Origin of the sequence: Methylobacterium sp. B1, assembly GCF_000333255.1 — a bacterium.
In the GTDB taxonomy this organism is placed as follows: domain Bacteria; phylum Pseudomonadota; class Alphaproteobacteria; order Rhizobiales; family Beijerinckiaceae; genus Methylobacterium; species Methylobacterium fujisawaense.
Genome location: NZ_BACT01000087.1, coordinates 1 through 6777 on the forward strand (window position 1 = coordinate 1; position 6777 = coordinate 6777).

At 70.3% G+C, this 6777-nt stretch carries 7 protein-coding genes, 3 pseudogenes and 1 riboswitch; of the genes and pseudogenes, 2 read left to right on the forward strand and 8 right to left on the reverse strand.

The annotated features are described in order from the left end of the window. Positions 1-321: 321 nt before the first annotated feature. Positions 322-450, reverse strand: a complete 129-nt coding sequence (locus I53_RS35650) for a hypothetical protein (protein WP_286009565.1) — start codon at positions 448-450, stop codon at positions 322-324. Here I53_RS35650 and hisG point away from each other — a divergent pair. Continuing rightward, a pseudogene (gene hisG, locus I53_RS02475) lies at positions 451-1161 on the forward strand (ATP phosphoribosyltransferase); the annotation flags it as partial. It abuts the gene before it with no gap. A 46-nt stretch (positions 1162-1207) separates the two neighbouring features. Here hisG and I53_RS02480 read toward each other — a convergent pair. The 3 genes from I53_RS02480 to I53_RS02490 all read right to left on the reverse strand — a co-directional run bounded on the left by I53_RS02480 (position 1208) and on the right by I53_RS02490 (position 3222). Continuing rightward, the gene (locus I53_RS02480; RefSeq protein ID WP_043346258.1) at positions 1208-1561 is read right to left on the reverse strand and encodes a lysozyme inhibitor LprI family protein; all 354 of its coding nucleotides are present in this window, start codon (positions 1559-1561) and stop codon (positions 1208-1210) included. A gap of 67 nt (positions 1562-1628) precedes the next feature. Continuing rightward, the gene (gene hemJ / locus I53_RS02485; RefSeq protein ID WP_043346260.1) at positions 1629-2060 is read right to left on the reverse strand and encodes a protoporphyrinogen oxidase HemJ; all 432 of its coding nucleotides are present in this window, start codon (positions 2058-2060) and stop codon (positions 1629-1631) included. A 10-nt stretch (positions 2061-2070) separates the two neighbouring features. Further along, on the reverse strand, positions 2071-3222 hold the full coding sequence (locus tag I53_RS02490) for a uroporphyrinogen decarboxylase (protein WP_043346262.1): 1152 nt from the start codon (positions 3220-3222) through the stop codon (positions 2071-2073). Between the two features lie 462 nt (positions 3223-3684). Between I53_RS02490 and I53_RS02495 the strand changes: the two genes are divergently transcribed. After that, positions 3685-4515: a pyruvate, water dikinase regulatory protein gene (locus tag I53_RS02495; RefSeq protein ID WP_043346269.1), complete on the forward strand. Its 831-nt coding sequence runs from the start codon at positions 3685-3687 to the stop codon at positions 4513-4515. Positions 4516-4631: 116 nt separating this feature from the next. Here the strand turns inward: I53_RS02495 and crcB are convergent. The 4 genes and pseudogenes from crcB to I53_RS02515 all read right to left on the reverse strand — a co-directional run. Next, positions 4632-5020: pseudogene (crcB, locus tag I53_RS02500) on the reverse strand (fluoride efflux transporter CrcB). An 83-nt stretch (positions 5021-5103) separates the two neighbouring features. After that, positions 5104-5174, reverse strand: a riboswitch (Fluoride riboswitch). A gap of 181 nt (positions 5175-5355) precedes the next feature. Then, positions 5356-5865 carry a hypothetical protein gene (locus I53_RS02505; RefSeq protein ID WP_043346263.1) on the reverse strand — a complete coding sequence of 170 codons (510 nt, stop codon included), beginning with the start codon at positions 5863-5865 and terminating at the stop codon, positions 5356-5358. Between the two features lie 179 nt (positions 5866-6044). Continuing rightward, on the reverse strand, positions 6045-6476 hold the full coding sequence (locus I53_RS02510; RefSeq protein ID WP_043346265.1) for an EF-hand domain-containing protein: 432 nt from the start codon (positions 6474-6476) through the stop codon (positions 6045-6047). A 91-nt stretch (positions 6477-6567) separates the two neighbouring features. Then, positions 6568-6777 (reverse strand): annotated as a pseudogene (locus tag I53_RS02515) (hypothetical protein); the annotation flags it as partial.

Here is a 6777-nt window from a genome sequence, read left to right on the forward strand (position 1 = left end):
TGGACGCCCGCCGCCACGCGCTTTTGTCAGTGAGAGCCGGAAGGCAGTCCGGAAGCGTCCATGGAACCAAGGAAAGAACCGGGGTCTTTCGCCAGAGGCCACCCGACACCTGACGATCACCGGGCAGGACGGCGGTCATCGTCCGTTCACCGGCCTGGAGGAGCCGCATGACCGACGCCCCAGAGCCGCCGGAAGCACCATCCGGGAAGATGGCCCTGCTGGTGGCCCTCACTCTCGCGGCCGTCGCCGCCGCCGCCTATGTCCTGATCCGTATGGATTAGTCCGGCCGTCGCCGCGCCGACGGACGATCCCGCTCCGTCGCTACAGGATTCGACAGCTCCCGTAGCTGACCTTGATCGCATTGCGCTCCTCGGGATTGAGCTGCGCCTCGACGAAGTTCAGCTTGTTCAGGTCGATCAGCAGGAAATAGACGCCGTGCTGCTCGGCCAAGTGGAGCTGCTGACGCCGCTGGGCTTCGGCAACGCCACCGTGGTGGTCGCCGTACCCCAGGCCTGGATCGACGTGCGCGACATGTCCGACCTCGACGAGGTCGCCGCCGGCATGCGCACCCGCCACGGGCGGCGCCTGCGGGTCGCCACCAAATACGTGAACCTGACCCGCCGGTTCTTCGCCGAGAAGGGCGTCGCCGATTACCGGATCGTCGAGAGCCTCGGCGCCACCGAGGGGGCGCCGGCGGCGGGCTCGGCCGAGATCGTGGTCGACATCACCACGACGGGGGCGACGCTCTCCGCCAACGCCCTGAAGGTGCTGGACGACGGCATCATCCTGCGCTCGGAGGCGAACCTCGTCGCCTCGCTGAAGGCGCCCTGGGGCGAGGGCCAGCGGGCGGCGCTCCGCACCGTGCTCGGCCGCATCGCCGCCGAGGAACGCGCCCGGACCACCCGGGAGGTGCGGGCCGCCCTGCCGGAGAGCGGCACCATCGACCTCGCCACCCTGGCGGGCCTGCACGAGGCCGAGCTGCCCTACGGCGCCCCGAAGGGCCCGGAGGGCGAGATCGTCCTGCGCTGTCCTGAGGGCGCGGTGTTCGACCTCGCCGGCGCCCTGGTCGAGGCGGGGGCGCGGGCCGTCACGGTGCGGCGGGTCGACTATGCCTTCGCGGCCGAGAACCCGCTGGCGGAGCGGCTGCTGGCGCGGCTCTGAGGAGGGCGGACCGTCGTGGTGGTGTCCGTGCGGAGCACCGCGACGGCTACGGGCCCTGCTTGGCGAATTCGGACAGTACCCCGCGCAGCACCTTGAGCCGCCCGTCGTAGGCGGCTGTCAGGCAGGCGACGTCGCCGCTGCAGGCGCGCCGCTCCGTCAGCCACGCCTCCTGATCGTCGCGCAGCTTGGCTTGGCCGCCCATGGGCAGCACGCTCTTCAGGATCTCGAACCGGGTCGCCATCTCGACGTCCCGGTCGTTGAGCGGGAGATGGGCACAGATCGCCTTCTCGTCCGGAGCCTCGGCCCTGTCGCACGGAAAGCTCGCGGCCCGGGCAGCCGGGGCGGCGATCGGAGCCGCGAGGGCGGCGAGGGCCAGGGCGAGGACGAGCGGATTCGGCATGGCCAGGAAACGGCCCGGCGGCGGAAAGGCTCCGCGCAGCGCGGCAGCCGGGTGAATCGACCCGGGATCAGAAGCCCGGCTTGACGATCGCCAGGATGACGATGCCGATCATGAGAAGCGTCGGCACCTCGTTGAGCACCCGGTAGAACCGATGACCGCGGGTGTTCCGGTCGGCGGCGAAATCCTTGACCATCCGGGCGAGCCAGCCATGGATACCGGTCATCGCCAGCACCAGCGCGAACTTCGCCTGGAGCCAGGGGCTCGCATAGAAGCCGCTCATCCAGGCGAGCGCCACCCCGAACAGCCAGGTGGCGATCAGGGCCGGGTTCATGATCGCCTTGAGCAGGCGGCGCTCCATCACCTTGAAGGTCGCGCTCTGCGCCTCCGAGCCCGGCGGCAGGCTCGCGTGGTAGACGAACAGCCGCGGCAGGTAGAGCATGCCCGCCATCCAGGCGATCAGGCTGATCACGTGGCCGGCCTTGATCCAGTCGTACAGCACGGGCGCAGCCTCAACCCTGGCCGCGCAGCCGGGCGAGCATCCGCTCGACATGGGCCACCGGCGTCTGGGGCGTGATGCCGTGGCCGAGGTTGAAGATGTGCGGCCGGCCGGCGGTCGCCTCCAGAACGGCATCCACCGCCGCGTCGAGGGCCGCGCCGCCCTCGATCAGCGTCTCGGGATGGAGGTTGCCCTGCGTCACCGTGGTGGCCGGCACCGTCGCCCGCAGGGCCTTCAGGTCCACCCCCCAGTCGACGCCGACGGCATCGGCGCCGGTCTCCGGCACCACCCGGGCATGGCCGTCGAGGCCCGAGCCGCGGGCGAACACGATGATCTTGGCGCCCGGCACCCGGGCGCGGACGCCCGCCACCATCCGGGCGATCGGCTGCAGGGACCAGCGGGTGAGGGCGTCCGCCGCGGGCGCGCCCGGCAGGGCGCTCTCCGCCACGTCGCCGACGGGCTCGACGGTGCCGTCGGAGGTCGGCACGGCGAGGGGCAGCGTGCCGGCATGGGACTCGAAGATCTGCACGGCGTCGGCGCCGGCCTCGAGCTGGCGCACGAGGTAATCGGTCTGCACCGTGACGAGGCGGTCGATCAGCGCGTCCACCAGCGCCGTGTCGCCCTCGGCCAGCGCCCGCGCGGGGGCGAGGTCCGGGGTGCCGCGACCGCCGATCATGTAGCTCGCCACCGTCCAGGGGGCGCCGCAGAAGCCGAGCAGCGTGGTCTCGCCGGGCAGTTCCGCGCGCAGCCGGGTCACCGTCTCGAAGACCGGTGCGAGATGGGTCATCACCGCCGGGTCGCCGGCCTCGCGCAGCTTCGAAAAGGCCTCCCGGCCGTCGAGGGGATCGAGGCGCGGCCCCTCGCCCTCCACGAAGCGCACGTCCTGACCGAGCGCATGGGGCACGACCAGGATGTCCGAGAACAGGATCGCGGCATCGAAGCCGAACCGCCGGATCGGCTGGAGCGTCACCTCGACGGCGAAGTCGGGGCTGTAGCAGAGGTCGAGGAACGAGCCGGCCTCGGCGCGGGTCGCCCGGTATTCCGGCAGGTAGCGGCCGGCCTGCCGCATCATCCAGGCGGGGGGCGGACCGATCGCCTCCCCGTCGAGGACGCGCAGCACCTTCCGCTCGGACTTGCGCTCCGTCCCCGTCATCGTCGTTCCCATCCCGTATCCGTCATCCCGCATGCCCGTCGGCGGACCTCCTGTCGAGTCGAGGCGCGCCGATCCCCACACAGGCCCCTTCGAAAAGAAAAGAGAGAATCTAGGACTCTGTTTTTTCTCTTGGGGGGCCGAATCACGGGGGCACAAAAGCGTCCACAGGCGGTCCCCGGCGCCGCGCCGTTAACGAGGCTTTAAAGGATTTGCTCCATCTTGCGAGAACGACCAGATCCGACAGCGCCTTGGCAACGCCGAGTCGTGTGCGGACCCCGGACGCGTCCCGGATTCTCCCAGTGAGTCGGAATCCATGCGCCCCGATCGTCTGCCTGTGAACGGCGGAGTCGATAGCGCGCACCGGTATCGCCCTGGACCGGCCCGGCGGGGCATCCTATCCACACTCATCGACTCCCCTGGCGGCCGGCGGTGGACAACGTGGCGCCGCGAATGGCGACCGCAGAGGCGATCGGAATGGGCCGCAGCTACTTCCACCTCCACCTCGTCTCCGACTCCACCGGCGAGACGCTGATCAATGTCGGGCGCGCGGCGGCCGCGCAGTACGAGGGCGTGTCGGCGATCGAGCACGTCTATCCGCTGGTGCGCTCGGCCGCGCAGCTCGACCGGGTGATCTCGGAGATCCGGGCGGCGCCGGGTCTCGTCCTCTACACCCTGGTGGGGGGCGACCTCGGCGAGCGGCTGGAGGAGGTCGCGCGGGAGACCGGCTCGCCCTGCCTGTCGGTGCTGCGGCCGGTCCACGACCTGCTGCGCGCCTATCTCGGCGCCGAGACCACGGCCCGGCCCGGCGCCCAGCACATGCTGAACGCCGAGTACTTCAAGCGCATCGACGCGATGAACTTCACCCTGGCCCACGACGACGGCAACCTGCCGGAGGATCTCGAGGACGCGGACGTGATCCTGCTCGGCGTCAGCCGGACCTCGAAGACGCCGACCTCGATCTACCTCGCCAATCGCGGCCTCAAGACCACCAACCTGCCGCTGGTGCCGGGCATGCCGCTGCCGCCGGCGATCGAGCGCGCCCGTAAGCCCCTGGTGGTCGGGCTGTTCGCCTCGCCGGAGCGGATCGTGCAGATCCGCCAGAACCGGCTCTCCAGCCTCAACGCCGACGAATCGTCCCTCTACGTCGACCGCTCGGCGGTGGCGGACGAGATCACCGCCTCCCGCCGGCTGTTCACCCGGAACCGCTGGCCGACCATCGACGTGACGCGCCGCTCCATCGAGGAGACCGCGGCGGCGATCGTCGACCTCTACCGCGACCACCGGCTGAAGTTCATCGCGGATTGAGAGGGGTTTCCGAAGGGCTCAGCCCTTTGGCGGGGTTCGGGGGCGGAGCCCCTGAACGACCCGGGCTCCGCCCCGGAGCCGCAAAAGCTCGCAGCCCTTTTGAAGCCGGGACGGCCTCAGCTGCCGCTCAGGACCGCCCGCACCAGGGTGAGGCCCGCCACCAGCCCGATCAGACCGGTCGCCACCGAGGCCCCAACGTAGAGGGCGGCGGCGGCGGTCTCGCCCCGGTGGTACAGGCTGATCGCGTCGAGGGAGAAGGTCGAGAAGGTGGTGAAGCCGCCGAGCACGCCCGTGGTCAGGAACAGCCGTGCCGGGTGACCCGCCGCGCCGCGCAGGGCGAAGCCCTCGGCGAGCACGCCCATCAGGAACGAGCCCAGCACGTTGATGATCACCGTGGCCAGGGGGAAGCCAAGGCCCGCAGCAGCCGGGCGACCGCCACGTTGATCCCGTGGCGGCACCCGCCCCCGAGCCCGGCTCCGACAACGACGATGAGGGTGTTGATCATGCCGGCCCTTCCTGTTCGGTCGGGCAGCCACGTCCTGTCGCGGCTTCGGCGCACGGCCCCACCGCGGACGGCTGAGGCGCGCCCGTGCGGTAGGAGCCATCAGCCCGGCCTCCGAGTCGGGCGGTTGTCGGGGCGCTCCATCCCCATCGGGACAGGCTTAGCGCAGGATGCCGGGAAGGGGAATCCGGTTTTCCGGCTCCCGCGCTGGTGGGTCGGGGGGCGCGGCGGGTTCACAGATCGGTTCGGATCGGCGCGGGTCCCCTCCCGTGCGGGAGAGCGGACCCGCGCCCTGTCATGAACCCACCGCGCTGGATCGATCGGCGAAGCCGCAAGGCTCAGCGGGCGTAGGCGAAGTGGCTGCGCTGCTCGATCTGGGCGGCATAGAAATCCTCGACCACCTCGCGGACCACCTCGGCCAGCTCGTCGCCCCGGTGCTCGTCGAGCTGGATGTCGCTGCCGACGGTCCGGCCGATGGCGCAGCTCGCAGCCCCCGGCACGAGGCGCTCGTTGTAGCGCTGGTTCAGGCCCGAGACCGAGATGTAGTTGCTGCCGCCGAGTTCCGGACCGTACTTGATCTTGATCTTCTGCTCGGTGTCGGTCCCGCGCAGCCGCGCGCAGAGGCTGATGAAGTTGTCCTGATCGATCTTGGCCTCGAGGCCGGTGATGCTGCCGTGGACGTTGTCCTCCTCGTTGAGCACCTCGGCCATGAGGTTCAGGACGCCGACCACCGGCTCCAGCGCCCGGGCGCCTTCCTCCAGGAGTTTCTTGCGGAAGTCGTTGCTGCGGGCATCCGCCTCCTGCAGCCGCGCGCGGAACCTGTCCTTGACCTCGTTGGCGCGTGCCATCGCGCTCCTCCCTGGTGGTTCATCCGATGCTTTGCCGCCCGGATGACCGAAACCTACGAGGCCAATTCAGATGACGCAAGATAGTGCAAAATATTGATGCCTGCCCAGAACTTGAGCCGTTGCACAGGAATAATACTTGCTCATGGACTGTGCAACGGCGGAGTCTCCGGGATCCGCGCCTATTTCAGGAGCTGCAGCAGGCTGCGTCCGGCCGGGGTCTTGAGTTCCTTGGCGTCGAGCGTGCCGTCCTTGTCGGGATCGGCCGCCTTGAAGCGCTGCTCGACCAGGGCGAGGTATTCCTTGCGGTCGAGGGTGCCGTCGTTGTCGGTGTCGGCGGCCTTCAGGTCCGTCTTGCTGACCCGGCCCTTCAGCTCCTTGGCGTCGACGGTCCCGTCCTTGTCGGTCTCGGCGGCGTCGAAGACCTTGCCGGCCGCGGCCTGGGCCTCGGCCAGATCGATCGTGCCGTCCTTGTCGGTGTCGACCATCTTCAGCGTGCGCTCGGTGCCGGAGGACCGGGCGAAGGCCGCCGACGGCAGCGCGGTGGGGACGACCAGGCCGAGGACGAGCATCGCGGCCAGCGCACATGCGGGTCTGTTCAGGATCGCGGGCATGAACGAAATCTCCGGTGGCGATCAGCGCCGGCAGCCCAAGCCGCCATGCGGCGCGCCGTTCCCGGAGGCGCGTTCACAAGCCGACGATCAGTCAGCGGGCCGGACCGTCGAGGGGGGCGAGCCGGTCCGGTTCCCGGGCCGCGGCGGCGACCGGTTCGGACCGGGACAGGGCGTTGGCCAATGCCCTCAGGTCCGGGACCGGCGCGCCCGAGGCGCCGAACACCGACCGGTCGAGAGCCGCGAAGGATGCGACAAGACCGGGCCGCGCCCGCCAGATGCGAGCCAGGTCCGGCGCTTCCCG